The sequence below is a fragment of the Salinibacter grassmerensis genome (assembly GCF_947077765.1).
Lineage (GTDB): Bacteria > Bacteroidota > Rhodothermia > Rhodothermales > Salinibacteraceae > Salinibacter > Salinibacter grassmerensis.
The window spans coordinates 553126-578964 of the sequence record NZ_CAMTTF010000003.1 but is presented as its reverse complement, the minus strand read 5'-3'; the positions used below and the strand labels follow the sequence as shown (position 1 = coordinate 578964).

Sequence of the window (25839 nt, the reverse complement as noted above, 5' to 3'; positions counted from 1 at the left end):
ACCGGAATGCTCGTTCAGGCCGCCCGGCACGTGCCTCGCGTTCAGTAGTGGGAGAGATCGCGGCTAGGACGACGAGAAGACGTGCTTCTGGATGGCGGTGTCGAGCTCGTCGCGCTTAAAGGGCTTGGAAAGAATGTCGTCTACCTCGTCGTGGGCGGACTCGGTTTCGGTGTAGCCCGTGAGCAGGACAACAGGCAGGTCGGGGGCCTCCTCCTTGAGGGCGTGCGCCAGCTCGGCCCCCGTCATCTCGGGCATGCCGAAGTCGGTGAACACGATGTCGTGTGTGCCGGCGGAGAAGACCTCCAGTGCCTCCGCCCCCGAAGCAGCCCGGTCGACCTCGTGCCCACTGAGCGTGAGGAGGCGTGTGACGGTCGAGCGGACCATCTCTTCGTCGTCCACCACGAGGATGGACGCTCCCTCGGAGGATGCCGGCTCGTCCGACGAGCCCTCCACAGGGCTCTCATCGACGGGGGGTAGGTCGCCTTCGGCCGGAGGAAAGGTCAGGGTAAACTGGGCGCCCTCGCCGGGCTCGGACGACACGTCGATGGTGCCCTCGTGCTCCTGCACGATGCCGTAGCTGGCCGCGAGGCCCATGCCCGTGCCGTCGTCGCCCTTCGTGGTGAACAGCGGCTCGAAGATGTTCTGCTGTACCTCGTCGCTCATGCCGATGCCCGTATCGCCCACGGTGACGCAGACCTGCCCGGCCCGGTCCGTGTGCGTGTCGAAGCGGAGCGTGCCGCCCTCCGGCATGGCCTGGACGGCGTTCAGGACGAGGTTGACGAACACCTCGCGCAGCTCCGACGCGGCCCCCAGAATGTCCGGCACGTCCTTCAGGTCGGTCTCGACCGAAATTTCGATGCCCTGGCGACGGGGCTCGTTGTACCAGTACGGCTCGGTGAGGGTGATGCAGTCTTCGATCAGGTCCGTCAGGCTCAGGGGCTCGAAGTGCTGCTGCGTATCGTGACGGATATAGCGCTGAAGCTTCTCGATGAGGGCCGCGCCGTCCTCCGCCGTCGTCTCGATCGTCTCGATGGAGGGGCGGATCGAGTCCGTCAGTGAGGCGCGCTCCACCTGATCCTTGAGAAGCTCAACGTGGCCGACCAGGCCGCTCAACAGGTTGTTCAGGTCGTGGGCCACGCCCATGGTCATGCGGCCGAGGGTTTCCATGCGGTGCCGCTGGGTCTGACTGAGCATCCAGGACGGCGGCTCGGCCAGCACCTCCCCGCTCGCCGTGACGGCGCGGGGGCTGTCCTCCCCGGAGGCGTCGTCGTGCACGGGAATAAAGTTGAGAAGGACGGGGAGGGGTTCTTCGCGGTGATGCGTCTGGGCGGACACGAGGCGATTGGTGACGAGGGCGCCCTTCCGGGCCCGAAGCACCGCGGACTCGGCCACCTCCTGGTCCTCCTCAGACAGGCGGGCCCACGGGTGGTCGGGGGTGCCGAGAACAGAGGTCCACGGGTCGTTGCAGTATTGCGCGTCGCCCGAAAGGGAAAAGGTGGCCGTGAGCAGTTCGGGCTCCACAGTGGGAACTGGATCGGAGCCATCCTCCGTCGGCGAGGAATGTCCGTTTCCCGAAGGCACCGAACCCAGGTCGAGGTCGCCCTCCGCTACGGGACGATCCGCGGACGGGGAGTCGAGCGCGTCCGGCCGGTCTGGCGTGTCGAGATGGTCCTCGAGGGCGTCGAGAAGGCGCTCGGCGTTCTGGGGCGGCACGATCACCCGGCTCTTCAGGCGGGCCTGCATCGTCCCGGGCACGACCCGAACGAAGTCCACCACGACCTCCTCGGGGGACGATCGGACCAGGACCGAATTTGCGTAGGTCCCCTCAGCCATCCCTTCGTCCACGTCCAGGGGAAGTTCCTCAGGGGCGTCCCGTAGGCCGTCGAAATCCGGCATGCGCAGACGGTTCGTACGGACCGTCTGGTCGGGTGCCTCTTCGGGAAGAGGGGCGGAAAACGCTTCTGCGACCTCCCGGGAGGACTGGGGCGGCGACTCAATGTCGGACATCGAGAAGAGAAGACGTTGCGGGAGAGGAAGGGGGGAAAGAACTCGGGCGTCGCTACGCGGCCCCGTTGCCGTTGCTCTGTCCCACATCGGCGAGCGCGCTGATCAGGTCGCTCTTGGTCAGGATCGAGTAGCCGCCTCGGTGCTCCGGGCTGTGGTCGACTAGGACGGCCCCCGCATCTTCCTCCAGGTAGGCGGAGAGGTGGTCGAGATGCAGGGAGGCGGGGACCACCGGAAACGGGGTGCCCATGATCTCACGTACCGGGGCCTTGCGGGACGCTGGATCCTCGATGAGCTCGTTGAGAACCCGGGTTTCGGTAATGCTGCCGACAACCTCCTGGTCCTCGTCCAGAACCGGCATCTGCGAGATGCCCTGGTCGGTCATGGTTTCGATGACGTTGCCGAGATTGTCATCCGGCGCGGCGGCGATGACGTCGGTTTCTTCCTGCTGAACGTTAAGGACCTTGTCGGCCGTCACGTCGGGGCTCTTCTCCAGGAAGCCGTGGTTTTGCATCCAGTCGTCGTTGTAGGTCTTCGACAGGTAGCGGAAGCCCGAGTCCGGAAGCAACACGACCACCACGTCCTCCGGCGAGAGGGCGTCGCGGTGGGCCTTCACCCACTTGAGGGTGCCGGCGACGGCCAGCCCGCAAGACTGTCCGATGAAGAGGCCCTCCTCCCGCGCCAGTCGGCGCGTCATCTGCATGGACGCCTTGTCGTTGACCTCCACGAAGTCGTCGATGATGTCAAAGTCCATGTTGTCGGGGAGGATGTCCTCTCCCACCCCCTCGGTGAAGTAGGGGTAGATCTCGTCCTCGTCGAAGACGCCCTCGTGGAAGTACTTGTGGAAGACCGACCCACGGGGATCCACCCCAATCACGTTGAGGTCGTCGTCCTGCTCCTTGAGGTAATTCGCCGTTCCGCTGATGGTCCCCCCCGTTCCGGCCCCCGCGACGAAGTGGGTGATTTGGCCCTCCGTCTGCTCCCACAGCTCCGGCCCCGTCGTCTCGTAGTGGGCCTTCGCGTTGGCGGGGTTGTCGTACTGGTTCAGATAGATCGAATTGGGGATCTCCTCCGACAGGCGGCGGGCGACCGAGTAGTAGCTGCGGGGATCGTCCGGCTCGACGTTGGTGGGGCAGACCAGCACCTCTGCGCCCAGGCCCCGGAGCACGTCGACCTTCTCCTGGCTCTGCTTGTCCGTGGTGGTGAAGATGCACCGGTACCCCTTGGCGATGGCGGTGATGGCGAGGCCCGCCCCCGTGTTGCCGCTGGTCCCCTCGATGATCGTGCCCCCCGGCTCGATGCGGCCCTCCTCTTCGGCCTCCTCAATCAGCGCCCGCCCAATCCGATCCTTCACCGACCCCCCCGGATTGAAAAACTCCACCTTCGCGAGAATCGTGGGGGGGAGGTCACTGCCAATTTCGTTCAGCCGAACGAGGGGCGTGTCGCCGATCGTGCCGAGGACGCTGTCGTGCCACATGGGAGGGGGAGCAGGTGAGTGGACAGGGTACGAGAACCGGGTGCGTAGAGACTCGTGGATGATCTTCCACCGGTACCTGTAAAAATAATATGACGGGGAACGGTTTCGGGACAGACGGCAAATTCCCAAAGCCGCACTGCTACTTGCGGGCCCACCAGAGGACGAACAGGGCCACCACGGCGAACGTGAGGTGGGGAAGCCAGGCGGTCCAGACCGGGGTGAGGGTGCCGGCGTACCCGAGCGGCTCCGCGAGCTTCTGAACGGAGAGGTAAACAAAGGCGGTGAGCAGCCCGATCGCGAACCGGACGGCCTGCCCGCCGCGGCGACGGGTGGAGGCGATGGGCACCCCAATCAGAATGAGCAGAAGGTTGGCGAAGGGATACGCGAACTTGTTATAGTAGGCGACCAGCGGCCGCGTGAGCCCCCCCACCCCGGACCGCCGCAGGGCCGCCAGGTACTCCGCGGCCGCCGGGATGGTCATGGCCGCCACGTCATTTTTTGAGCGGGCGAGGTCGCGGGGGTAGATCTGAAGGGTCGTGTCCAGCGAGGCAACGGTTTGTTTGCGCTGCGTCTCGCCCTTCACGAACGTACGGCGCGTCACGTCGTCCAGCGTCCACACCTCGAGGGAGTCGTCCCATTCCATCCGACTGGCGTCGACGCGGCGGGCCAGGCGGGCGTCCCCCGCCATCTGCTGGAGCGACACGGTGTGGGCGCGCTTGCGCTCCGAGTCGTAGTAGCCGACCGACAGGATGCTGTTGGGGCCGTTTCGGCGGTGGATCTCGCTCGTCTGGGCGCTCGTCTGGTTGCCGGGCAGGTACTCATTCTCGTAGCGCACCACCACCTCGTTCGTTTTGGGCACCACCCATCCGTTGAATCCAAACATGAAGACGGTCACAAGCAGGCCCACCCCTACGTACGGCCGCATGAGCTGGTAGAGGGAGACCCCGGAGGTCTGAAGGGCAGTGAGTTGGAGCTCCTGCGCGAGGGTGCCGGTCAGGTAGATGCAGGACAGAAACAGCGCCAGCGGGGAGGTGAGCCGGATGATTTCCGGGACGTAGTTGGGGTAGAAGACCGTAAACACCTCCCAGATGGTGGCCCCGCCGTCGAGGAAGTCGTCGCTGTACTCGACCCAGTGCAGCACGATGAAGAAGACGAGGAGGGCCCCGACGAACAGAACGAAGCCCTTCAACAACCGCTTGATGATGTGCCGTTCGAAGGTCGACATGACGGCGGGTCGTGCGTGAGGGGAGAGGAGGGGGCGGACGGGGCCGCCTGCGAACACCCCGCAAAAATGGACAGCGTGCTAGACCTTGTCCTCCCCGACCGTTTACTTGCCAGCAAAATTGACGTTCATCCAATCCGCCCCACTCCATGAAGCTCCACGAATACCAAGCAAAAGGTCTCTTTCGCGACTACGGCGTATCGGTTCCGGACGGCATCGTGGCCGAGACGGTCGACGCGGCCGTCGACGCAGCGCGTCGGCTGGAGGACGAGAACGACGCCACCCTGTTTATCGTGAAGGCGCAGATTCACGCCGGCGGGCGCGGGAAGGGGGGCGGCGTCAAGCTCGCCCACAGCGTCGAGGAGGTCCGCGAGCACGCCGACAACATTTTGGGCATGGACCTGGTGACGCACCAGACCGGGCCGGAGGGCCAGACGGTGCGCAAGATTCTCGTGACCGAGGGCGTCGACATTGACCAGGAGTACTATTTGGGCGTCACCCTGGACCGGGAGAAGAGCATGAACGCGATCATGGTGTCGACCGAGGGCGGGGTCGACATCGAGACGGTCGCGGAGGAGTCCCCCGAAAAGATTCAGCGGGTGTGGGTGGACCCGTCGCTTGGCCTGCAGCCGTTTCAGACCCGCCAGCTCGCCTTCGCCATGGGACTAGAGGGCGACGCCTTCAAGCAGGCCGTCTCGTCGATCCAGGGCCTTTACCGGGCGTTTGAAGAGAGCGACTGCACGCTCGCCGAGATCAACCCGCTCGTGCAGACGCCCGATGGGGACATCGAGGCCGTCGACGCAAAGGTGAACCTCGACGACAACGCCCTCTTCCGCCACCCGGACCTGGAGGAGATGCGCGACCTCCACGAAGAAGACCCGACGGAGGTAAAGGCCGGCGAGCACGGCCTAAGCTACATCACGCTCGACGGCAACGTGGGGTGCATGGTCAACGGCGCCGGCCTCGCGATGGCGACGATGGACATCATCAAGCTGGCGGGGGGGGAGCCCGCGAACTTCCTCGACGTGGGCGGGGCGGCGAGCGCCGAGACGGTGGAGGCGGGCTTCCGCATCATCCTGGAGGACCCGAACGTGGAGGCCCTTCTCCTCAACATCTTCGGGGGCATCGTGCGCTGCGACCGTGTGGCCCAGGGCGTCATCGAGGCAGCCAAGAACATCAACATCGACGTGCCGCTGATCGTCCGGCTGCAGGGCACCAACGCGGAGGAGGGCAAGCGCCTGCTCGACGAGAGCGACCTGTCGCTGCGGTCGGCGGTCCTGCTAAAGGAGGCGGCCGACGAGGTGACCGCGGCGCTGGGGGAAGCGTAGGGCAGACGTCGGCAGGAGGAAGGGCACTCGCGCTCACCGGAGACGGCGACGCAGAGCATCCCCGACGCTGTCCATGCGCGGGAGATTGAGGAAGAATGCGGCCCCGAGTTTGACCGGAAAGAGCAAGACACTCAGGATGAGCATCAGCGGATTGGGACGATTGCCGTTGGTCGCGTAATCGTAGAGGTCGTCCATTGGCTTCGCGGTGATCGTCTCACACAGAAAGATTTCTGTGTCCGAGAGACCGCCTGTTTCCCAGTTTCCCGATCGAGACGGATCGATGCCACGCTGATCCGGACGGTCTTCCTCGTGTGAGGACCCGACCTGGCGGACGGAAAGCATTTGCTCTTCGAAACGGGTCCCCACGAACTCGCAGATGCCGCGCACGGTCGCTTCCGGAGCGGCGAGCATCTCTTCAAACGCCACGGTCCGGACGCGGGGATGGTCGCGGTACAGAGCTACGGCTTTCGCGGAGGCCCGCCAAAGCTGGCTGATTGTGAGAGGGTGATAGTTGACCCAGGACCGAAAGGCCTCCGTGAGTGGAATGTTGGATGCTCCCAAGAAGTGTCGCTTCCACTTCCGCTTTTGGGAGAGTACCACGTCGCGCGGATCCCGAACCATATGGATCACTCGCGCGCCAAGAAATTGCTTCAAAATGTGCTCTAGATAGAAGGCGTTGCGAGGCGTTTGCTCGCACGGAATCTGGGCCTCATTCGCCGCGGCCTCTCGACACAGAAAGATTCGGTAGATGTCGAGTGGTGTCATTCCGCGGATGGGCGGTCCCTCGTCGACTAGTGCCTCTGCGTCTGCCCGGTAGGCCGCCGAACTGTCGTCACGGAGGTAGCCCGCATCGCGTTACAGGTGGAGTAGACTTGTCGCCACCTCAACCGCCTCCGTCCGGTCCGTGAACGTCCCTGCACCCGGACTCCACATCTGTTCGAAGAAGTGGAGCTCGTGAAAGGTGTACACCGCCGGGTGCCGTCCCAGAATGCGCCCCATCATCGTGGTGCCGCTGCGGCTACTGCCAACCACAAAAGTGCAGCGGTGATCGGCGAGGCCATGAGACATTCGATGCCGGACGGTTCTGCTAGAAGAATCGGAGAGAGAAAACTCCGTCACGCGTACCCGAGCGCCTCCATTTTCTTGTGGAAGACCGGGGCTACACGCCCATTTAGGTCGACAGCTTCTTTAGACGAGGTGGCGCGTATCGTTTGCTGTGCATACGAGAGGGCGGTGTCGTCTCCCGAAAGGTGACAGCGGTCAAATACTCGATGGACGGTCTCCCGGGGCGTGGACACGAGGTCCTCGTAGCGAACGCGCGTGACGGCGTCGGGGTATTTTTCTTCGTACACCATCCCCTCGTCCATCGCGAGGACCCACTCCAGCGCGGCCCGGTCCACGTGACGGTCGAGGCCGAGCAGTTCTTCCCGCCGAACCTGTAGGGCTGGATGGGTCGGGGCCACCTGCTCCACGAGGAGGCGCCACTTGCGGTCGTCAACGCCCCACCAGTCGTGCTGCTCCCCGTCGCCCTGCGTCCCGTGCCGCTCCGACCACGCCTCAACAGAGCGAATCGTGTCCCACCCGTTTCGGACGACAAAGAGAAACTGCGCGTCCGGAAAGATCGACCGCACGAACGGAATGCGAAAGATCAGCTCCGGATACTTGTCGAGCACCCGCGACGCCCCGACGGCCGTCAGGTACGCCCCAAACAACCGGTGGGCCCGGCGGACGACCGCCTCATCGGCATCGTGGACGCCGAGCCGGTAGGTGGCTGGTCCGCGATCATAGTTTCCAATGACGTCCTCGTGGGGATAGATGGCGTGCCAGAGCGCCTTCGGCTCGTTTACAAACCCGACGTCCCGGTGCAGCGAAAGGACCTTTCCGAGAATCGTCGTCCCGCTCCGCCCGGTGCCGACGATGAAGATGGGCTGATGCACCGATTTCAGCTGAGGGATCTTTTTAGTCGCGGCGAGCTGGGCAAACACCAGGGGATTGATCCACCGGCCCCGCGTCGTGACCGGCCGTCCCTCAAACAGCGCGTAGCTGACGAGCCGCGAGAGTGCTTTCGCCGGGCGGGCCCAAACGTAGTCGGCGTCAAGCTGAGCGATCATAGCTGGGACGATGAGCGGCCGTTCACAAAACCTCGGCGTACACCTCGCGCACCTGCCGGTAGTGCTGCTCCGGCGAAAAATGTTCTTCGACCTTTGTCCGCCCCTGGCGCCCCATCTCCACGGCTTTACCGCGATGCGTCTGCATCCACACGAGGGCCTCGCGAAGGGCCTCCTCGTCGCCGGATGGAAACAGCTGACCGTCCACCCTATCGTCGATCAGCTCTGGAATGCCTCCAATGTCGGCCCCTATAGCCGGGCATCCACATGCAAAGGACTCTAGTACAGTCAGGGGACAAGTGTCGTATACCTCAGATGGTAGCACTGTGCAGATGCTCCGCCGGACCAAGTCCCACAGCTCTTCTCCGTTCTGGAACCCAACGAACTGAATGTGGTCGAGACCGCGACGGGCCACCTCCGCCTCCAGCGCCTCCCGCTGCTTGCCCGTCCCAGCAATCCGGACCGGCAGGTCGGTGAGGGGCGCCGCCGCGTCAATGAGTGTGCGGAGGCCCTTCTCTGGGGCAATCCGCCCGAAGTATAATATATGCTCGCCGCGCCCCCGCGACGGTTCGATGCGATCCGGATCGACGAAGTTGTGGACCGTCGTGATGGTTTCCGGGGCGGCCACGTCGTGCTCGATCATCTTCTCGCGCAGAAAATCACTCACCGCGATGAAGTGGTCGACGTGGTGGGCATCTCCGAGCGCCCGAGAGACCGACGCCTCCAGCACGCTCAGGGCCGTGCGGGCCAGGGACCCCTCGTTGCACCGTCGGGGCAATGCCCGCCAGAACGCGTGGCCCGCACACGCCTCGCAAATCTCTCCCTGTGACCGGTGAGAGTGGACCGGACACGTCAACTTGTACTCGTGCAGGGTTTGCACGATGGGGACATCGGCCTCAACGAGGGGCTTGAGGATAGACGCGGTCAGCTGTCCGTAGTAAATGTGCAGGTGTGCGAGGTCGAGCGGGCCGGCGTCGTCGAGGAGGCGTGCCATCTGTCGTCTCGCCTCTGGCGAATACACGAAGCGTGCCGCGTCGCCCAGGGACGGGTCTTTCGTATCGACTCTCTTTGGGAAGTAGTCCTCCCACCTCGACGGGCGGTTCTCCGGATGCTGCGAGGCGAAGGGGACGACCGTGTGCCCCTGCGCCTCCAGCAGTTCGCCGAGCCGGAGCATCACTCGATCCGAGCCGCCCTGGACGTGATGGTGGTGCCCGGCGTTCAGAATGCGCATTGCGCTTATAAGCATGAAGTAGGACGACGCCTACCCCTTTGCAAAGTCATGAAGACGCCCGCTGATCCGTCACGATCCTCGTGTAGGTGTAGGATAGGCTCACGCCCACGAACAGCCAGAGGTAGAAGGAAAACTGACGCGTTTCAAAGTACTGCCCGATGAGATTCAGCGGCACCGCCACCACGAGCAGCAACAGTGCAATGCGGGCCAGCCGTCGTTCTAGTAGCTCTTTTCCCTTTTGGGCAATGCGGTAGACTTCACGGGCGACTAGGGCAAAGAATCCGACAAAGAGCCCGAGACCGGCGAGCCCGTAGTACACGGGGAGCGCCACCCAGTAGACATCCTCGATCACCGCTACATTGCCGATGAGGACTGCGGGAAGTTCCGTAACATCGGCTACGAACCGTCTAAGGATTGTCCGGTCGGGACTTAAGCCGAAGAGAACATCGGCGACGCTCAAATCGGTGAGAAACTGTGGGAGGACATTCAGCACAATCCCTAGCCGCTGTTCCATCGCAACGCGGAGGTACTCTGCCGAGAACACCTCAAATATGTGAAGGCCCGAAAGGTTGACTCCCATAAGAAGAACCAGAGGCACAAAGGGCAAAAATGTGAGGGTGCTCACCTTCAGGAATTGACCCGCCTCTCCACTGAGATAGTGATCGGTAGCCACCAGGAGGACGACCGCAAACGTGACGGCCCGGGAGCCAGACATGTACGCAAGAAACAGGAAAACGGCCACAGCTCCCCAGTAGAGGAGCGTTCGTCGATCACGGATGTAGCGAGTGACGTATGTGGCCAGGCCAACGAGGAGAAATCCCCCATAGGAAATGTTGTTGGTCATCGTGCCGGAGATATACCCTTTTTCTGATTCCCGATACGCTGTGGAACCGAGTTCCACGCCGGCAACTTCTGTGCCCTGAACTCTAGGAAAGAAAAACTGGTCTATACTGACAGGCCCAGCGATCTGGATCATCGAGACGATGAATTGAATTCCCAGAGACACGTACATAAGCCGAAGTAGCACGTAAACCTCGGCCCGACGGAGACTCAGATTCAAGAGCGCGTAGACCAGCAGGACGTATCGCAAGAGGGCTTTGAGATTTAAAACGGTGTACAGCAGATTCCCCTCGCGTAAAGCCACCGTGCACAACGCCAGACCAACGAAGGCTACGAGGCAAAAATCCGCTCCCCGTCCGACGATCCGGAATCGACGAGTGGCTCGAAACCGCATGCCAAGCACCATCCCGGCAAGAATCAGGACGAGGGCGTCGGATGCCTGTCGAAGTCCCAGGTAAATCGGGTACGGAACAGGGATCCACTTGAGGAGAAAATCCTCTAGCGGGAGATATACTGTCAAAAAATAGACGATCCGTAGTGCGACCTTTCTCATGTCCTTCAGGTCTAAACTGAGAAGTCCTTCTTAGACAACCATAAAGTTTTGTGAGCAGCAAGCTTTCTCGAGTTGCATTATTTTGGGGGACGCTCGGAGGTGGCGGTATAGAGCATATGATGCTGGCCCTCACCGAAGAATTTTTGGAACGTAGAATCGAAGTGGATGTCGTCCTGATGGAAAAAAAGGGCGAACTCGTCAACAACGTCCCGGCGGGAGCGCGAGTTTTTGACCTAGAAGCCTCACAAATCATCACGGGGCCACCCGCATTGGCTCAATACTTGCGCCAGCGACGCCCCTCTGTGTTACTTTCTGCAGGCTATACGAACCGGATTGCTGTGTTAGCACGCACGATCGCTCGGACTTCCACTCCGATCGTGATTTCAGAACGCAACACCCTGTCGGTTTCCACTTCCAATTCCAGTCTTCCCGACTGGGTCATCGACCAACTCACGAAGTGGACCTACCCGCTTGCGGACCGCATGATTGCGGTGTCGAAGGGGGTTGCTGAGGACATTTGTCGGTCACTGGGGTTCAACAGAAAAGAGTTCGAGGTGGTCTACAATCCTGTGATTGGGCCGGACACCTTCGAACGTGCGGAGGAGACCGTCGAACATCCTTGGTTCTCGGATGGTGGTATTCCCTTGATTCTCGGAGTTGGGAGACTCGCCGAACAGAAGAATTTTTCCACCCTTCTCCGAGCGTTCGCCGAAGTGGTGAGAACCCATCGGGCTCGACTCGTCATTCTTGGCGAAGGCAAAAAGCGGACAGTCCTTGAACGACGGGCCGATGCCCTCGGTGTGAGCGATCACGTCTGGATGCCGGGATTTGTATCGAACCCACTGAGGTACATGTCTAGAGCCTCCGTATTCGTGTTATCGTCACGGTGGGAAGGACTCGGCAATGTGCTTGTTGAAGCGATGGCCTGCGGTACACCGGTCGTATCTACGGACTGCCTGAGCGGTCCATCTGAAATCCTGGAAGGGGGAGAGCACGGCCGGCTCGTACCGGTCGAAGATCCACACGCGATGGCAGCGGCGATCGAGGAGGCCCTCGACGGAGACATTGACCCCGCTCCCCAATCGGCGCTGGATCGGTTTCGAAGAGACCAGGTGGCGGATCAGTATCTCGATATTTTGAGTAGTGTCGAGTAGTTTTGGTGAGCTGAGTCTTGATTCTCAAGGCCTATCAGATGAGCTAAACCGGATTGAACTCGTTGGGGAAGGAGAGTGCCTCTGCTCCGGTTTTTAACTGAGCCTCGTATCAAGAATGGCTGGTGATCATGTGCGAAAGGCCCTCCCGAGTTTCACTCTTTTGGGGAAGCTTGGTCGGCGGTGGTATAGAACATGTGATGGTCGCCCTGGCCCAAGGATTTCTGAACCGGGGAATAGATACGGACATTGTACTTCTGAAGAAGAAGGGAGAGTTGCTAGGCAGCCTTCCCTCTGATTGTCGGGTCTTCAACTTGAGGGCGAATGGCCTCGTCGAGAGTGTCCCCTCCCTCGCTACGTACCTACGGCATCATCATACTTCTGTCCTTCTTTCAGCTGCTCCCTATCCCAATCGTGTTGCTCTACTCGCCAAAGTGATCACTGGAGGGTTCACCCCGATTGTGATATCCGAGCACAACGTCTCCCCGATTGCTGGATCCAGGTCCATGCTTCCGGATTGGGGGCTCACACACATTACAAAGGCGACCTATTTACTTGCAGATCGGGCGGTCGCTGTCTCTGAGGGGGTTGCTGACAGGGTTTCTGAAAGGCTCCACATGCGACGAGAGAAGTTTGATGTTGTATACAACCCGGTGGTTAGTATGGAAACGCTCGGGCATGCTAACCGGGATGTCGAACACTCCTGGTTTCAGAATTCAGGCACTCCCGTAGTTCTTGGTGTAGGGCGGCTGGTTGAGGAGAAGGGATTCTCGGTCCTCCTCGAAGCCTTCGCTAAGGTGAGAAAAAGTCGTCGCGCTCGCCTCGTCATTTTCGGCGAAGGGTCGGAACGTCGAGCCCTTGAGCAGCAGGCGGAGCATCTCGGAGTGAGCGATCAGGTCTGGATGCCGGGGTTTGTCTCGAATCCGCTGAAATACATGTCGAAAGCGTCCGTCTTTGTGCTATCGTCGAAATCCGAAGGACTTGGAAATGTGCTCATCGAAGCGATGTCCTGCGGTACGCCGGTGGTTTCGACAGACTGTCCGAGCGGCCCGGCCGAGATTCTCGAAGGGGGAAAACATGGGAAGCTTGTCCCGGTCGAAGATCCATCCGCGTTGGCAATGGGGGTTGAGGAGGCCCTCGATGGAAAGATTGACCCGGCTCCGCGATCGGCGCTAAATCGGTTCCAACGGGACCGAGTAACCGAACAGTATCTGGACATTCTGAGCAGTGTCACGTGACCCCGCTCACCCGGACCGATCACGGTCAAGATCCCCACAATTGGAGCTGTATTCCCACCCCGAGAAGCTGATTCAAAGAATCAAACGAGCCCCAAACCCCGGTATCGCTAAACTCGGCGGCGTCAATCGCACCGTCTGGGAATGTGGTGTTGAGCCGGGACTCAATGTAAAATGAGGCGGTGCGGCCCAGTGAAATGTTGATCCCCCCACCCACGGACGGGCCGGCGCCCATGCTCGTGAACCGCTCGCCGCCGAACGTCACGTTTCCGCCGACGTCGATGTAAGGGCGTACTGTTCGCTCGGGGTTTCGGAATGTGTGACGAATCAAAAGCTGTGGCGTGTAGCGGTGCGAGTCGTTAATCGTGGGCTTTTTATACCCCACGATGGGGTAGTTGCCGACCTGAAAGCCGGCTACGACGGCCCAGCCCGGCGACACCTGATATCCCAGTTCGACCGATGCCATCAGCGGAGCCCCCGATCCTGTAATGAACTCCTGGAGGTCGAGGGGGTGGCCCACGTTCTGCGCTGGGTAGTCGCCGGTGTAGTCTGAAATCCCGCCCCCGAACTTGACAAAGACCCCTCGGCCTGCGCGAGGCGCGGACCGGGCCTCTGGGGGCTCGGGGGGCTCGTTCCCCCCGGCCCTCGTCGTGTCGGGCTGCGCGTCCGCCGTGGCCTCGGGGGAGGTGTCCTCCCGCACCATCGAGACGAAGAGGTCGTAGGAGGGCGGGTCGTTCACCGGGTCGGCCGTGTACCCGGGGTCGATTTGGAGCATGTTTTCGACGGCGGTGCGGGCCTGCAGCAGGGCGCCCTGCCGCAGGGACGCGAGCGTGATGAGCCGGTAGGCCCGGAGGGCTGTCTCCTCCCCCACCTCCTCCTGATCGGTGCACTGAGAGGCCAGGGAGAGGGCTTCCCCAAAATTCCGGTTGCGGTACGCCTGCTCCGCGGTGTCCAGCCGGTCGGCACAGGAGGCTGTCGTGTCCGCCTGCACTTGGGCCGACGCACTGCCGGCCGTGGTGAGTCCGATCGTCGCCACGAGCCCCCCGAGCAGGAGCACACGCATCAGGGGGGAGGGGACAAAACATCGTCGCCTGATAGCGGCAGTGACTTGGGGCATCGCACGAAGCAGATTGACGAAGATGTTCGATGGCCTGCCCTTGAGAGGCCCAAAGTGAGAGGCCCAAAAACAGCCTAACGGGAGGACTCGCGGAGGACGGAATGCCGTGAGAGAATGCAAAGCAGGACAGGGGCTACCCGGAGGCGCAGGAACCGGGGCGTCCTCCAAAAGCCACAGACCCCTCAGTTTCCGTCGATGAATTGGTGTTCCAAACGTAATCCACGGGCCCTCCCGAGTCAACGGCAATCCGGGCCGTTGAGCCGAACGGCATTCCGCGGCGGCTTCGATTCTGCTCCCGAGCCGGGGCGCGTGGCGGTGTCCCAAATGCGGCGTTCGTACGCGTCGACGATTCGGGGCCAGTTGTAATGCGACCGGACCCGCTCGACGGCCCGCTGCTGATGCTTCTGGATGGTCGCATCAGAAAGTCGGTCCGCGAGATGGAGCATTCGGACGAGGTCCTTCACGCTCTTTCCGAAATACAGCCCGGCCCGACCGAGCACTTCTCTGTTGAATCGGGTATTGAGGGCGAGAATGAGGGAGCCGAGGCCCATTGCTTCGACGAGAGCCGGGTTGGTGCCGCCCACCTCGTGGCCGTGCAGATGGGCGTGGGCACCGATTCGGATGGCCCGCAGGAGGGGCTGATCGTAGACGGTTCCTCCGAAAACGATCTGTCCAGAGGCACCGTGCTCCTCCGCCAGGGCTCGCAGCCTCTGATGATATCCGTTGTGTGAGTCGCGATTTGCAATAATTAACAGCGGTCGGGAAATCTGCGGGTCGGACACGGCCCGGATCATGAGTTCGAGGTTGTTTTCGGGGACGAGTCGTCCCACCTGGATGTAGTACTCGTCCAGAGAGAGATCGTACTGGCGGAGGTACTGGTCCCGCTGTGCCTTCACCGACGCGGTCAGATTGTCCGGGTGCACGACTGGCGCCCCGTACTCAATCATGTCGGTATGAGAGGGGTCGACACCGTTGTTCTGGGAGTGGTGGTCCTGGATGGCCTCCGAATCACAGATCAGTCTATCGACCTGACGAGGCAGAAACCAGCTACAAAAGCGAAGGTAAAGCTTTGCTCCCCACGACCAGTGGGAGCGGCGCCACTCAACCCCGTCTGGGTTGAGCCAAATTGTTATTCCCTGTGCGCGGAGACCCTTCAGCAGCGGCCACGCAAACGGGCCCACCCCGTAGCCTAGAAGATAGACGACATCGCCGGGCTCTCCACGGCGGTAGCATTTCCACAGCGCGATCAGGTCGGCAAGGATTGGCCGGAGGGCGTGGTCGGGCGTTGTCACGTGGAGGAGTTTGACACCCTGATACGTGGCGGGCGGCTCGGCGTCCTCGACCACCTGTTCGCAGGTGACGTACACCGTCCGGTCACGGGCAGCGAGGCGTGTGGACAGTTCCTCGGCGAACGTCTCGAAGCCTCCATAGGCCGCCGGAATGCCTCGGCTTCCGACAATGAACAACTGACTCATCGCGTACGGCGAATAATGAAGGAGGCGACATCATGACTGATTCTTGGAAGACTGTTGTCCCTTGAGGTCTCCGAGCGCGGGTGCGCTGTACACATGCTTGCGTCGTTTAAATTAGAGGAGGGATAGATTAGAGGAGGGACGAACAGAGAGTAGGCCTCCAGATCGTGAAAGAGAACCAGCAATACGTACGCACCTTCTGGTCTGTGGGTAAACGAGGGCGTCCTGCGGCATTGCCGGCGCGGTCTCGTTGTAAAAGTCCTCGGTCGTTGTCGCCGCCCGGAGACCATCAATTTCGCCTCTTCCCGATCTCGTCGCGCACGCCTTGAGCAAGTCCCGCGACGGTGAGACCCTGGCGGATTCTTGCCAGCTTTTCCTGTCCATCCTCGTCCTCCTCCACGGACGTTCGCAGAGACCGGAAGTAGACGGCCCCAGCCCCGGCGACGAGCCCGATCCCGATGCTTATGAACACGATCAAGAGGCGGTTGGGCGCACTTGGAGTGGGTGGGGGGGCCGCCTGCTCAGCCACCGTCACCACAGGCTGCCGCCGCTGAAGCCGGAGGCGGGTCTCCGTGAGCCGCCCCTGCAACTGGCTATACAACTGTTCCTTGAAGCGAACCTGGCGCCGGAGACGGTCGCGTCGAAACGAAAGAGCAGGGACATCTCCATCGGCGAGAACACTCCGGTTCTGTTCCAGAAACTGAGACAGGCTGTCTTCGGCCTGCTTCAGCTCGCGGCGGGCGTCCGCAAGCCGGGTCCGCACAAACCGAAGGTCCTGCTGGGTATTTTGGGCGTGAATTGCCCGAACGCGACGCCGGAGGTGCTCCACGAAACTCTCGTTGAGTCGCGCCGCGAGGCCTGGACCGGGGGCCGTCGTGGATATGGTCATGAGCCTCCGAGTTTCCCCGAGCGAGCCGCCCCCCTGTGCCTCGGCGGTCACAGCTTCGGCGAGCATGTCGAGGGCCTCCTGCTCCGCCTCCGTCGGCACAATAAGTCCGTTTTCGTCTCCGGGCGTACCGATCGGGGAGACAGTCTCGCTCCCCAGACCCTGCATGGCCCGTTCCTTGAGCGTCCAGGGCAACCACACGGTGTAGTTGAGGAGGCGCTGACCAAGACTGGCCGGGCGGTCGACGTGTGCGACAACTGTGCTGTGGCGACCAGTCGTCGGAAAGAAAAACGTATCGCGGGCGACGGCGAGGCGCACCTCGCGACTCGTGAGAAGATCTGGATACGAGCTTGGAGGCGGCCCTGAACCGCCGGCATCGCCCGTGCTGAGGTCCAGCCCGGGGAGAGAGGGCAGGCTGCCCGGAAGGGTCTGATCTTTGTCCACGGCCTCCCGCACGACCGTCGACTCCGCCGTGTACTGGCTCGGGCTTGCGACGGCGTATGTCAGACCGCCCAGAACGACTGCTCCCGCCACGAGGACGAAAAGGCCCCGCTCACGGACCAATGTCACCAAAACATCCAGGGGGGCGACCTCGCGTCCCGGCGCAGGAAGGCGAGCGGGGGACCCGTCGCCTGATGGCTCTGGTGGTGAAGGACTGCCCATGGGAAACGAGAGCACTGTGAACCACCGCGGGGACTAGTCGAACGCCCGCGTGGCGAGCACGATGATGGTGAGTGCGCCGGAGAGGACGCCGGTGACGTCCCGGATGGTCTTGCCGATGTCCACGCCGTCCTGGTCGTCCGGGGGCGGGGCCTCTTTGGTGACGCGGATCACGGCCCCGTCGGTCACGGCGGGCGAGCGGGCAAACCATCCGGACTCTACCTTCCGGGTTTCGCCGGTGGCCTGGGTCAGGTAGATGTTCTTTGTGCTGTCGCGGACGCCGCCCGCCCGCTCCAGGTAGTAGTCCACGTCCTCGCCCTGCTGGTACTTGATGCGTCCTTCCTGTGCCACGTTGCCCCGCACCGATACGCTGTTGGGCGTCGTGGGGATGACGATTTCGTCCCCGTTCCGCAGCCCAAGGTCTTCGTCGCCCCGGAGGACCCGCTGGAGGTCGAGGACAAACCGCTCCTCGTCCCGCACGAGTTGCCCGCCCCCCGGGTATCCGTCGGGCGTGAGTCCCCCGGCGCGCTCCAGCACCGAGGACAACGGCTCGTCTTGTTCTTCCAGGGCGTACTCCCCCGGGAAGCGCACCTCGCCACGCAGCGTCACGAAGTCCCGATCGCTGTACGCCGGGTCCGAGCGGACGAGCACGCGGTCGCGGTGCTGCACCGGAACGGTCGCCGCCGCCTGCAGCGCGTGTGTCGTGTCGTCCGCCGCGAAGCGCACGGCCCCCGACGAGCCCGGCGATCGATCGAGGGATACCCGCAGGGTCCGCATCCCGGGGGCTCCCGCCTTCGGGCGGGCGATCTGAAGCTCGTCCAGGTAGACGTCCTCCTCAAAGCCGTTTGCCTTGAGAATGACGTCCTTCACCGACAGGTTTTCCTGGTAGTCGTAGCGGCCGGGCTCCTTCACCGCCCCGCTGATTTCCACGAACTTGTCCGGGTTCACCTCCGCCCGCAACGGATAGACGCGAATCCGGTCGCCGGGCCGGAGGGGCTCGTCCGCGAGGCCGTTGCCGCGGAGGGCGCGGGCGAGGTTGAACGGACGCACCCGTTCCGAACGCCCGTCGTCGCTTTCCCGATAGAGGTCGGCCCGGGAGCGCAGCACGTTGCTGAGGTAGGTGCTGTCCGCCAGGCCCCCGCCCCGCAACAGCAGGTCCTGGACCGTCATGTTGCTCCGGTAGGGGTACGGCCCCGGATTGCGCACCTGGCCGGTAATGCGGACCGTGCGCGTCGCTTCGAGCGACTGGACGGAGCGGACGTGGAGGCTGTCGCCGGGCACGAGCGGCAGGTTGGCTCGGGGCACCCCGGCCAGGACGCTGTCGATGTTGACGGAGCGGACGGCCTCGTCGAGGTTCTCGTCGAAGCGAATGAGAGAGGCTTGTTGTCGGTAGGCGGCGTCGGTCGGCCCGTTGGCAGCGCGGAGGAGGTCGCGCACGGTGCGCACGCTGTCCCCGAGCGCGTAGGTGCCAGGCTGGTACACGGCGCCGGCCACGGCCGCGGAGGCCACGTTGCTTGCCGCGGCGGGGTCGTCGCGGGTGGGCACGGCCCGGATGCGGACCCGGTCGGCGTCGGACAGCGGGACGGTCGCGTCGCCGTTGAGCACGGCGTCGAGGGAGAAGTTGAGGTCCCTTCGGGGGACCGATGCCCCCGGGTCCTCGCGCTTGCCTGGGGGGATCAGCCGGCGCACCTCAAAGTCAGCCCCGTACGCGTCCGGCTCCACGCCCCCCGCGTACTCAATCAGATCCCGAACGGTCTCGCCATCGGCCATCTCGTAGTAGGCGGGGCGGCCGACGGCCCCCGTAACCGCGACGGTCTTGCCGCGGACCGGCACCCGAATGTAGTCGCCGCCCTGCAGGTTGACAGGGGTTGGCTGGCCCCCCTCGGCCAGATAGTCGTACAGGTCGACCGTGTCGGCCACCGATCCGTCCCGAATGACCTGAATCCGGCGCAGGGACCCGCGCCGCAGCGGCCCGCCCACGCTGTAGAGGGCGTTGAAGGCCGTCGCCGTGGCACTGACCGTGTAGCCGCCGGGCTGGGCCACCTCGCCGAGTACGAAAACTTTGAGGGGGCGCAGGCGCGTGACCGACAGGTCCATGAAGACCGTCGGGGGGTCTTCCGTAAGCCCCGAGTGTTGCTGGGAGAGCCACTGTTTCATGTCGGCCCGGAGCGCCTCGATCGTCTGGCCCGCGGCCGTGAACTGGCCGTGGTCCGGCACGAAGACGCGTCCCTGGCGGTCGACGGTAAGGTCGTACTGAAACTCCGGGGCGCCCCACACCACGAGGCGCAACTCGTCCCCAGGGCCCACCACGTAGCTGTCGTCGACGGGGCCCGAGGGCGAGGGCGCGAAGGCGTCCGGGACACTATCGAAGGTGTTGTAGCCGAAATAGGAAAGGCCGCTGGGCTGGTCGCCGTCCGCCGTGGTGTCCGGGGCGAGCGGCTTCGAGGCCGGCGGTGTGGTGTCGGGCGGAGCGGCGCCCGTCGCGGCCACGTCTGATGCAGAGAGCGACCGTGCGGTGGTGTCCATCGTGGAGGCCGCCCGTGCCGCCCGCAGCAGCGCCCGGACACGGGCCTCGGGGATGCCGCGGCGTCGGGCCTCGTCGGCGGCCTGTGCAGGGGCGGACAGGTCGAGGCCGAGTTGCTGCGCCCGCCGCCGCGCCTGGTCGGGGGACAGGTTGCGGGCCTCCAGGTCATTCCGGATGGAGTCGGGAACCTCTTGCTGCTGAGCGTGCGTGGGGGTTCCCCCGACGCCTGCCACCAGGAGGAGAACGACTAGACCCCCCCACCCGAGGACCGAGAACATAGAAGAGGCGAGAGACACCGAATCGGTGGAACGATCGATCACAGGATTCAACGCTTCAGGGCAGGGTCGCTACGCAACACACCGAGCCCGAGGTGCAACGTGCTTCCTCACGACCCATGCTGCCGAGGTGAGCACGGGACAAACGAATGCCGGACGAAAGCGAAATGGGGCTGGCCGTTATCGTCACTATTGGCAGTCCCTTTCCCCAAATCCATCTCAAGCGCCCGAGGCTTTTTTTGGGGGCATTGTCACGAGAAGATGCCAAAAAAGGGTGCAGGAAGGGCCAAGCCGTGCTCTTCTCCCCAGAGTGTCATGCGGTCTTTGGATCGTTTGCGAGTGTGAAGGGCACATCCTACGTTCTATGGAGCCAGTGCCACTTGCCCTTTCCGAATTTTCTTCTCCTTCCCATGCGGACTGCCCTTCTCATCCTAAGCCTCGCGGGACTGTGCCTCTGCGCGCCCGCCCAGGCCCAGGATCAGCCCCACGTCTTCCGAAACGCCACCCTCTACCCGATTAGCGGCGAGCCCATCGAGCAGGGCGTCTTGGTGGTGGAAGGGGGCACGATTCAGGCCGTCGGGCCGGCTGGGTCGGTCGACGTGCCGACCGACGCGGTGGAGCACGACGTGGCGGGGAAGGAAATCATGCCCGGCCTCGTGGACACGCACTCTCACATTGGGGAGGTAGGCGGCGGGGACGGGTCCGCGGCGATGCATCCGGACGCCCGCACCATCGATGCCATCAACGTGCGCCACCCGTCGATGAACCGAGCCCGGGCCGGTGGCATTACGACCGTGCAGCTGATCTCGGGGTCCGGCCACCTGATGAGCGGGCAGACCACCTACCTCAAGCTGCGCGAGGGGGGGACGGTTCGCGACCTCTCCGCCTGTGAAGAGCGTCCGGTGGAGGACTGCGGTGGCATGAAGATGGCCAACGGCACAAACCCCCAGCGGGCAAACGGACCCTTCCCGGGCACTCGAGCCCGGGCCGCGGCCATGGTCCGAGAGCAGTTCGTGGCGGCGCAGGAGTACCGGCGTAAGAAAGAGCAGGCCGACGATCCGTCGGAGGCCCCGGACCGCAACCTCCGCATGGAGGGCCTGATCGATGTGTTGGAGGGGCGGCGCGCCGTGCACTTCCACACGCACCGGCACGACGACATTCTTACGGCCATCCGGCTGAGTGAAGAGTTTGGCTTCGACCTTGTGCTTCACCACGTCAGTGAAGGATGGAAGGTGGCCGACGAGATTGCCGAGGCCGACGTCCCGGCCTCCATCATCGTGCTCGACTCGCCGGGCGGCAAGCACGAAGCCGATGAACTCGTGTACCGCACGGGGCGCGTGCTCGAAGAGGCGGGCGTGGACGTGGCCTACCACACCGACGATCCCATCACGGACTCCCGGCTGTTCCTGCGGTCCCCGGCCTTTGGGGTGCGCGCGGGAATGTCGCGGGACGCGGCGCTCGAATCGGTCACCCTGGCGGGTGCGCGCATGCTCGGATTGGAGGACGAGGTGGGATCGCTCGAAGCGGGGAAGGATGCAGACTTCATCGTCCTGTCTGGCGATCCGCTCAGTGTGTACACGAAGATCGAGCAGACCTGGGTGGAGGGCACGCCGGTCTTCGACCGGTCCGACCCCGAGGATCGCGAGTTTGCCACCGGCGGGTACCGGGTTTACGACGGCGCGGCTCAGCACGTCCACGAGTAACGCCTGCTTCGTACCCGCACTCCTGTCCGTCTGCTTCCGTCTCTCAACTGACCGTTCTGCCATGTCGACTCCGCTCCTTCGCCCTCAGTGTCTCTCATTTCTTTTCGCCGTGCTCTTGTTGGGGGGCGGCTTGTCGCCGGCCTCCGCTCAGTCGCAGCGGGCCGTGCGCGCCGATACCCTCTACACCATGACGGGCGCGCCCATCGAGGATGGGGTGGTGCTCATCGAGAACGAAACGATTGAGGCCGTCGGGCCCGCGTCGGAGGTGGAGGTCCCGGCGTCCGCCGAGGTGCACGAGGCGTCCGTCGTGACCCCGGGCCTAATCGACCCGCGGGGCACGGTGGGCCTGTCGGGAATCTACAACGTCTCCGCCGATCAGGACCAGCTCGACACCTCGGAGCCCATGCAGCCTGCGCTCCGCGCCCTCGACGCGTACAACCCGCGAGAGCAGCTCGTGTCCTTCGTCCAGCAGCTGGGGTTCACCACCGTCCACACCGGCCACGCGCCGGGCGCCCTCATCAGTGGGCAGACGGCCACGTTCTCGACCGCCGGCGAGACGGTGGAGGCCTCCCTGCGCGACTCGATCACCACGGTCGCCTTCACGCTGGGGCCCGACGCGCAGGCCCGGTTCGAGCGTCCCGGGACCCGCGCAAAGGGGGTCTCGATGCTCCGACAGGCCCTGCACGACGCGCAGGCCGCGATGAGTGGGGGAGAGGCGACTGGAGAAGATTTGGGGCAGAATGTGTTGCAGGATGTGCTCCGGGGGGAGGTGCCGGCCCTGATTACCGCCCACCGGGCCCACGACATCCAGACCGCCCTCCGGCTCCAGGAAGAGTTTGGGTTTGAGATGATTCTGGACGGTGCGGCGGAGGCCTACCTGATGACCGAGGAGATCGCGGAGGCCGATGTTCCCGTCATTCTGCACCCGACCATGGCCCGGCCCTCGGGCACCACGCAGAACGCGGCCTTCACGACGGCGGCCGCTCTGCACGACGCGGGCATCCCTGTTGCCATTCAGACCGGTTGGGAGCCCTACGTGCCCAAGACCCGCATTGCGCTCTACGAGGCGGCCATCGCCATGGCCCACGGCCTGCCCCGCGAGGCGGCCCTGGCCAGCATCACCAGTGAGGCGGCCGAAATCCTCGAACTGGAATCCGTTGGGACTCTGGCCCCGGGGCAGCGCGCCGACCTGGCCCTCTTCGACGGCGATCCCTTCGAGTACACCACGCACGTCTGCACCGTCCTGAGCGGGGGAGAGGTCGTGAGTGACGAGTGCAAATAGGTGGGACCCGGCGCGCTACCCACCGACGCGAGACAAGAGGTCCGTCGCGTCGACCCAGGAGAGTGGGGTGGGCACCTCGCCCTTCCGCACGATTGCCCCGATGACGCCGTCCGCTGCCGAGAAGGGGCGAACGGCCCATTCGTTTGCGGAAGGAGGTGTGTCCGGGGCGTCCGACGCGTCGCGGAGTGCCACGACCGTGGAGCCGTCGACGATGGACTCGATTGTCTTCGGGGCGCGGTGCAGGCCCTCGCCCGTTGCCTTGAGAAATGCTTCCTTGCACGTCCACACGTGCAGAAAGGCCGCCTGTCGGTGAGGCGCGGGTCGGGACTGCCACCGGTCCCGTTCCAAGGCGGTGAGGACCCGCCCCGCGAGCGAGGGAGCATCGACCGTCCGGGCTCGGGGCTCCACGTCGATCCCAATGGGCTGACGCCGGCTGAAGGCCACCACGACCACGGTGCCGGTGTGGCCGACGTTGAAGTGAAGACGCGGGGCATCGCCCGGTGGGTCCTGCAGCCTGGGCTTGCCGTGCGGGCCCTCCGTGAGCGTGAACGAGTCTGGCGTGCAGTCGTAGCGGCGAGACGCCACGAGACGAACCAGGGCGCGGCCGGCGAGGTGGCGATGCCGGTCCGCGGCGAACGCAAATCGACGGGCCCGCTCCTGCTCGGACGGAACAGTGAGCGGGCGCAGCACCTCCTCCGGATCGCCGCCGAGGGCGTTCAGGCGAAGCCGCCAGACGCTGACCGGGCGTCCCGCCGGCCACGACGACGTCCATGTGGGGGCGGGTAGGTGCATATCGGTGCGCCGGAGATGCTAGCAGGTCGAATGAAAGAGGCCCGCAACGGCCTCGTCGGCGGCCTGCAGTTTGTTGTACCGCTCCACGGCCTGGTCGGTCGGCAGCACGTGGGTGTCCACGCCCGCGTCGTCGAGCCGATCAAGGGTCTCCGTTTGTACCTGGAGACGTTTGTTCATGCCCTGGGACAAAACTACGACCGAGGCCCCATGCTCCAGCAGCTCCTCCACGTCGGCGGGCTGAATGCCCGGCGTGTGTGACGTGCCGGTTTCGTTCCAGTCCCATGTGCGTGCCCCGCCCGGATACAGCTTGGCGTCCTTGAACGACTGGGCACCGTCGTCGGACGCGGGCTCGACTTCCAGGCGGCCCCACGACACGTGCGTGATGCGCGGCGACGAGTCGGTCTCTTGCATGGCGACGAAAGAGTACGTAGCGGAAGTGACGAAGGACCCTCTCCCTTGAAACGCCGCTTCAGGGAGGCGGGTTCATGCCCAGTTACGTCACAATCGTGCAGGTGCCCGTCTCGTATGCCTCCCGCAGGGCCTCCGTGGCGGCGGTCCGGAGTGCCTCTGGGGTCTCGTCGGTCCACATGGCCACGCCGACACTCGCGCCGCCCTCGAGCTGGCCCTGTTCCTGCGCCATGGCGGCTTCAAAGTCCGCGATCCAGGGCTCGATGGTGTCGGGCCCGGCCCGAAAGAAGACGCCGTACGTGAGCTCGCCGAAGCGCTCGACCCGGTGGTTGGGGGCCTTTTGTTCCAGGCGGGCCTGAAACAGGCGCTCGGCGGAGGCAACGGCTTCCTCGCCCTGACGAGCGATAGACTCGGCCCGGTTGAGATGGACGAGGGCCAGGGCGAGCGGCTCCGACGAGGATCGGGCAGTCTCCATCTCCTCCGCGATCAGTTCGCGGCGGGGACGGGGGGACTCCTCCGGGGCGTCCTCCGCCTCAGTGTCCGCCTCGACCGTGCCGTTCGCGCTTGGAGACGGCATGTCGGCGTCGTCGACCTCGTGGGCGCTGTCGGGAGAGGGCTCCGGCTCCGGCCCATCGGGCGACCGACCCACGTCGAGCAGGAGGGCCACGGTGTCGGCAAAGTGGGACAGCACGGTGCGGGCCCGGGACGACCCCAGGTCGGTGTCCGAGGGGGCATCCGCCACCAGAAAGGTCGTGGAGGAGGCGTCCGGCTGAGCCACGGGGGCAAGGGCCAGGTGATCCACCGTCGGCGGATCGTCGTAGTAGCCCAGGTCTTCGACCGCCACCTCGGCCCCGGTGAGGGACCGGTAGGTGACCGACTCCCGCGACATCGTGGCGGTGAGAAGGGGGGTCTGGGTGTCGAACGAGCCGCTCTCCCGAACGGAGGGGTGGCGGCTGGCGAGGGCCTCAATGCGGTAGGTTAGCGCCACGTCTTCCTGGACCAGGAGACCGACCGTCTGGGCGTCGAGGGCCATGCGTGCGGCCTCTAGCAGGGGCGCAAGCACGGAATCCGCTTGTCCATCCGTCGCCTCCTGTGCCGGAGAGGACGTCGAGGACGAAGGCCGGGGCGTATCCGTGGACGCCGGAGTATTTTCGGACGACGCATCCGTTTCGGCGGGGACGGCCGTGTTCGAGGGCGCCCGGTCTGGACTGCGCTCGGCCGTGTCGTCAGGGAGGGCGTCCGACGCGCCGGGCCCCGATCCTTCCGGCTGGATGTCCATGATCCCAAAGTCGTCGAGCGACGAGTCGTCGGGATTGGGCTTGGGACCGGGGCGCTCCGGGGGCGATTGGTCCTGCTGATACGTGGTCCAGAGCCACCAGCCCAACCCCCCGAGGCCGCCGACGAGGATCAGGCCCGTCGCGACGTAGAGCCACGGACGGCCGAACAGGACGGCAAGCCCGACGACGAGGACGGCCAGAAGCACGAGCAGGAAGCGGACCATTCGGGGACGGGACGAAATTCCCTTGGCGAGCGGAAATAGATAGGTAATTGAAGGTATCCCGACCCACCGG

General features: G+C 64.1%; 20 protein-coding genes. 5 read left to right on the top strand and 15 right to left on the bottom strand.

Going from position 1 to position 25839, the window contains the following annotated elements; genetic code table 11:
* Nucleotides 1-63: 63 nt before the first annotated feature.
* The 3 genes from OJB03_RS09690 to OJB03_RS09680 all read right to left on the bottom strand — a co-directional run bounded on the left by OJB03_RS09690 (nucleotide 64) and on the right by OJB03_RS09680 (nucleotide 4706).
* On the bottom strand, nucleotides 64-2007 hold the full coding sequence (locus OJB03_RS09690) for a DUF3467 domain-containing protein (RefSeq protein ID WP_263786851.1): 1944 nt from the start codon (nucleotides 2005-2007) through the stop codon (nucleotides 64-66).
* Between the two features lie 52 nt (nucleotides 2008-2059).
* On the bottom strand, nucleotides 2060-3481 hold the full coding sequence (locus tag OJB03_RS09685; RefSeq protein ID WP_263786850.1) for a cystathionine beta-synthase: 1422 nt from the start codon (nucleotides 3479-3481) through the stop codon (nucleotides 2060-2062).
* 139 nt (nucleotides 3482-3620) lie between these two features.
* On the bottom strand, nucleotides 3621-4706 hold the full coding sequence (locus OJB03_RS09680) for an LptF/LptG family permease (RefSeq protein ID WP_263786849.1): 1086 nt from the start codon (nucleotides 4704-4706) through the stop codon (nucleotides 3621-3623).
* Between the two features lie 146 nt (nucleotides 4707-4852).
* Here OJB03_RS09680 and sucC point away from each other — a divergent pair, with 146 nt between their 5' ends.
* Entirely contained in the window at nucleotides 4853-6031 is a 1179-nt protein-coding gene (sucC, locus tag OJB03_RS09675) for an ADP-forming succinate--CoA ligase subunit beta (protein WP_263786847.1), read from the top strand.
* A 33-nt stretch (nucleotides 6032-6064) separates the two neighbouring features.
* On the opposite strand, the gene OJB03_RS09670 is transcribed toward sucC, so the two are convergent.
* The 5 genes from OJB03_RS09670 to OJB03_RS09650 form a co-directional block, all read right to left on the bottom strand.
* Nucleotides 6065-6796 carry a sulfotransferase family protein gene (locus OJB03_RS09670; RefSeq protein WP_263786845.1) on the bottom strand — a complete coding sequence of 244 codons (732 nt, stop codon included), beginning with the start codon at nucleotides 6794-6796 and terminating at the stop codon, nucleotides 6065-6067.
* A gap of 90 nt (nucleotides 6797-6886) precedes the next feature.
* Nucleotides 6887-7099, bottom strand: coding sequence for a sulfotransferase (locus OJB03_RS09665; RefSeq protein WP_263786843.1), 213 nt, complete (start codon nucleotides 7097-7099; stop codon nucleotides 6887-6889).
* A gap of 47 nt (nucleotides 7100-7146) precedes the next feature.
* The gene (locus OJB03_RS09660) at nucleotides 7147-8142 is read right to left on the bottom strand and encodes a sulfotransferase family protein (RefSeq protein WP_263786841.1); all 996 of its coding nucleotides are present in this window, start codon (nucleotides 8140-8142) and stop codon (nucleotides 7147-7149) included.
* Nucleotides 8143-8164: 22 nt separating this feature from the next.
* Nucleotides 8165-9370 carry a glycosyltransferase family 4 protein gene (locus tag OJB03_RS09655; RefSeq protein ID WP_263786839.1) on the bottom strand — a complete coding sequence of 402 codons (1206 nt, stop codon included), beginning with the start codon at nucleotides 9368-9370 and terminating at the stop codon, nucleotides 8165-8167.
* A gap of 46 nt (nucleotides 9371-9416) precedes the next feature.
* Nucleotides 9417-10763 carry a hypothetical protein gene (locus OJB03_RS09650; RefSeq protein ID WP_263786837.1) on the bottom strand — a complete coding sequence of 449 codons (1347 nt, stop codon included), beginning with the start codon at nucleotides 10761-10763 and terminating at the stop codon, nucleotides 9417-9419.
* A 50-nt stretch (nucleotides 10764-10813) separates the two neighbouring features.
* Here OJB03_RS09650 and OJB03_RS09645 point away from each other — a divergent pair, with 50 nt between their 5' ends.
* Nucleotides 10814-11917, top strand: a complete 1104-nt coding sequence (locus tag OJB03_RS09645; protein WP_263786835.1) for a glycosyltransferase — start codon at nucleotides 10814-10816, stop codon at nucleotides 11915-11917.
* Between the two features lie 128 nt (nucleotides 11918-12045).
* Nucleotides 12046-13152, top strand: coding sequence for a glycosyltransferase (locus OJB03_RS09640; RefSeq protein ID WP_263786833.1), 1107 nt, complete (start codon nucleotides 12046-12048; stop codon nucleotides 13150-13152).
* A gap of 25 nt (nucleotides 13153-13177) precedes the next feature.
* On the opposite strand, the gene OJB03_RS09635 is transcribed toward OJB03_RS09640, so the two are convergent.
* The 4 genes from OJB03_RS09635 to OJB03_RS09620 form a co-directional block, all read right to left on the bottom strand.
* Entirely contained in the window at nucleotides 13178-14212 is a 1035-nt protein-coding gene (locus OJB03_RS09635; protein WP_263786830.1) for a hypothetical protein, read from the bottom strand.
* A gap of 290 nt (nucleotides 14213-14502) precedes the next feature.
* The gene (locus tag OJB03_RS09630) at nucleotides 14503-15741 is read right to left on the bottom strand and encodes a DUF1972 domain-containing protein (protein ID WP_263786828.1); all 1239 of its coding nucleotides are present in this window, start codon (nucleotides 15739-15741) and stop codon (nucleotides 14503-14505) included.
* Between the two features lie 286 nt (nucleotides 15742-16027).
* The gene (locus OJB03_RS09625) at nucleotides 16028-17194 is read right to left on the bottom strand and encodes a GNVR domain-containing protein (protein ID WP_263786826.1); all 1167 of its coding nucleotides are present in this window, start codon (nucleotides 17192-17194) and stop codon (nucleotides 16028-16030) included.
* Between the two features lie 126 nt (nucleotides 17195-17320).
* Complete coding sequence (locus OJB03_RS09620; protein WP_263786824.1) at nucleotides 17321-20128, bottom strand: SLBB domain-containing protein; 2808 nt, start codon at nucleotides 20126-20128, stop codon at nucleotides 17321-17323.
* 365 nt (nucleotides 20129-20493) lie between these two features.
* Between OJB03_RS09620 and OJB03_RS09615 the strand changes: the two genes are divergently transcribed.
* Together OJB03_RS09615 and OJB03_RS09610 are read left to right on the top strand one after the other, a co-directional pair.
* A complete protein-coding gene (locus OJB03_RS09615; protein WP_263786822.1) occupies nucleotides 20494-21786 on the top strand; it encodes an amidohydrolase family protein in 1293 nt (430 codons plus the stop codon).
* 61 nt (nucleotides 21787-21847) lie between these two features.
* Nucleotides 21848-23068: an amidohydrolase family protein gene (locus OJB03_RS09610; protein WP_263786820.1), complete on the top strand. Its 1221-nt coding sequence runs from the start codon at nucleotides 21848-21850 to the stop codon at nucleotides 23066-23068.
* A 15-nt stretch (nucleotides 23069-23083) separates the two neighbouring features.
* On the opposite strand, the gene OJB03_RS09605 is transcribed toward OJB03_RS09610, so the two are convergent.
* The 3 genes from OJB03_RS09605 to OJB03_RS09595 all read right to left on the bottom strand — a co-directional run bounded on the left by OJB03_RS09605 (nucleotide 23084) and on the right by OJB03_RS09595 (nucleotide 25769).
* Nucleotides 23084-23860: a 4'-phosphopantetheinyl transferase family protein gene (locus tag OJB03_RS09605; RefSeq protein WP_263786818.1), complete on the bottom strand. Its 777-nt coding sequence runs from the start codon at nucleotides 23858-23860 to the stop codon at nucleotides 23084-23086.
* Between the two features lie 18 nt (nucleotides 23861-23878).
* Nucleotides 23879-24271, bottom strand: coding sequence for an Mth938-like domain-containing protein (locus tag OJB03_RS09600; RefSeq protein ID WP_263786814.1), 393 nt, complete (start codon nucleotides 24269-24271; stop codon nucleotides 23879-23881).
* Nucleotides 24272-24353: 82 nt separating this feature from the next.
* Nucleotides 24354-25769, bottom strand: coding sequence for a GGDEF domain-containing protein (locus OJB03_RS09595; RefSeq protein ID WP_263786812.1), 1416 nt, complete (start codon nucleotides 25767-25769; stop codon nucleotides 24354-24356).
* Nucleotides 25770-25839 lie beyond the last annotated feature (70 nt).

Coding starts and splice junctions, on each gene's coding strand:
- OJB03_RS09650 (WP_263786837.1), bottom strand. CDS start 10,763: ATGAGAAAGGTCGCACTACGGATCGTCTATTTTTTGACAGTATATCTC.
- OJB03_RS09605 (WP_263786818.1), bottom strand. CDS start 23,860: ATGCACCTACCCGCCCCCACATGGACGTCGTCGTGGCCGGCGGGACGC.
- OJB03_RS09655 (WP_263786839.1), bottom strand. CDS start 9,370: ATGCGCATTCTGAACGCCGGGCACCACCATCACGTCCAGGGCGGCTCG.
- OJB03_RS09665 (WP_263786843.1), bottom strand. CDS start 7,099: ATGTCTCATGGCCTCGCCGATCACCGCTGCACTTTTGTGGTTGGCAGT.
- OJB03_RS09685 (WP_263786850.1), bottom strand. CDS start 3,481: ATGTGGCACGACAGCGTCCTCGGCACGATCGGCGACACGCCCCTCGTT.
- OJB03_RS09670 (WP_263786845.1), bottom strand. CDS start 6,796: ATGACACCACTCGACATCTACCGAATCTTTCTGTGTCGAGAGGCCGCG.
- OJB03_RS09610 (WP_263786820.1), top strand. CDS start 21,848: ATGTCGACTCCGCTCCTTCGCCCTCAGTGTCTCTCATTTCTTTTCGCC.
- OJB03_RS09630 (WP_263786828.1), bottom strand. CDS start 15,741: ATGAGTCAGTTGTTCATTGTCGGAAGCCGAGGCATTCCGGCGGCCTAT.
- OJB03_RS09600 (WP_263786814.1), bottom strand. CDS start 24,271: ATGCAAGAGACCGACTCGTCGCCGCGCATCACGCACGTGTCGTGGGGC.
- OJB03_RS09635 (WP_263786830.1), bottom strand. CDS start 14,212: ATGCGTGTGCTCCTGCTCGGGGGGCTCGTGGCGACGATCGGACTCACC.
- OJB03_RS09615 (WP_263786822.1), top strand. CDS start 20,494: ATGCGGACTGCCCTTCTCATCCTAAGCCTCGCGGGACTGTGCCTCTGC.
- OJB03_RS09680 (WP_263786849.1), bottom strand. CDS start 4,706: ATGTCGACCTTCGAACGGCACATCATCAAGCGGTTGTTGAAGGGCTTC.
- OJB03_RS09595 (WP_263786812.1), bottom strand. CDS start 25,769: ATGGTCCGCTTCCTGCTCGTGCTTCTGGCCGTCCTCGTCGTCGGGCTT.
- OJB03_RS09690 (WP_263786851.1), bottom strand. CDS start 2,007: ATGTCCGACATTGAGTCGCCGCCCCAGTCCTCCCGGGAGGTCGCAGAA.
- OJB03_RS09660 (WP_263786841.1), bottom strand. CDS start 8,142: ATGATCGCTCAGCTTGACGCCGACTACGTTTGGGCCCGCCCGGCGAAA.
- sucC (WP_263786847.1), top strand. CDS start 4,853: ATGAAGCTCCACGAATACCAAGCAAAAGGTCTCTTTCGCGACTACGGC.
- OJB03_RS09640 (WP_263786833.1), top strand. CDS start 12,046: ATGTGCGAAAGGCCCTCCCGAGTTTCACTCTTTTGGGGAAGCTTGGTC.